The sequence below is a fragment of the Metabacillus niabensis genome (assembly GCF_020524345.1).
GTDB classification, from domain to species: Bacteria; Bacillota; Bacilli; order Bacillales; family Bacillaceae; genus Metabacillus; species Metabacillus niabensis_B.
Map to the genome: position 1 here is coordinate 1 of NZ_JAIVLH010000064.1, position 1,216 is coordinate 1,216.

The 1,216-nt window shown below is 34.6% G+C and carries 1 protein-coding gene; it reads right to left on the minus strand.

The window, feature by feature from the left end; all coding sequences use genetic code 11:
* Nucleotides 1-18: 18 nt before the first annotated feature.
* A protein-coding gene (locus tag LC095_RS26630) for an IS3 family transposase (protein WP_226530915.1) occupies nt 19-1,139 on the minus strand; the annotation gives its coding sequence in 2 pieces (ribosomal slippage) (nt 19-890 and nt 890-1,139; 1,122 coding nt in all).
* Between the last annotated feature and the right edge of the window lie 77 nt (nt 1,140-1,216).

The window sequence follows — 1,216 nt, forward strand, 5'->3', positions numbered from 1 at the left end:
TGGATAGTCAACAGTAAACTAGACAACTTTTTTAAGGTGTTCAAGTTTGAATTCTATTGGGCTTAGATAGCCTAGTGTTCCATGAATTCTTTTGTTATTAAACCAATGGATATAGGTATGCAATTCCTTTTCTAAATCTTCAAGACTATCAAAGTGACGCCCTTTGATAAACTCAGTCTTAATGATTTTAAACGTAGCTTCTGCAACTGCATTATCATAAGGACATCCTTTCATACTTAAGGATCGATCGATATTAAATGTTGCTAACGCATCATCAATCAGTTTGTTTTTGAACTCACTTCCTCGATCTGTATGAAAAAGCTTAATATTACGTAAATCCGTTTTTATTGAAGCTAAAGCACGGTATACCAACAGGGCATTTTTATTACGACCTACACTATAGCCGATGATTTCACGGTTAAAGAGATCAACAAATACACATATGTACTGCCATTTTTTATTGACTCTGACATATGTTAAATCACTTACCACAACTGATAATGCTTCTTCTTGTTTAAATTTACGATCAAGTTCATTTTTTTGTTCTGATTCATTTGTTCCACTAGAATGTGGTTTGAATTGCGCAAGTGTATAAGTAGATACCAGACCCTGCTCTTTCATAATTCGCCCAATCCGTCGTCTAGAAACGATCTTGCCTAATTTCATCAATTCCTTCTTTATTTTACGAGTTCCATAGTTTTGATAACTTGAATGGAAAATCTCTATTATATTGGATGTAATATCATCCTCTGCCTGACGCTCTTTTGCTTCATAATAATAGGTGCTTCTAGGGATTTGAAGGACTTTACACATTGCTGATATCGAGTATTTGTGTTGATTATTCTTTATCACATTTACTTTCGTCCTAGTATCAGCGCGGCTTGCTTTAAAATGTCATTTTCCATCTCTAGTTGCTTATTCCGTTTTCTAAGTTCAGCTAGTTCCTTTTGTTCGGCCGATAAATTGTCTTTTTCCTTAAAAGAACCGGAGGTTTGACTTTGACTTACCCATTTATCTAAAGAAGAAGGAGTGAGATCATATTCACGGATAATTTCTTTTCTTGGTTTGCCACTGTTATAAAGCTGCACGATTTGTTGTTTAAATTCTGCATTAAATGTTCGACGTTCTCTTTTAGTCATCGTAGATTCTCCTCGAGTATAATATCTGTAGTCTACTTGACCTTAATTTTCCTGTCTAGTTTAGTGTAGCCGATTCA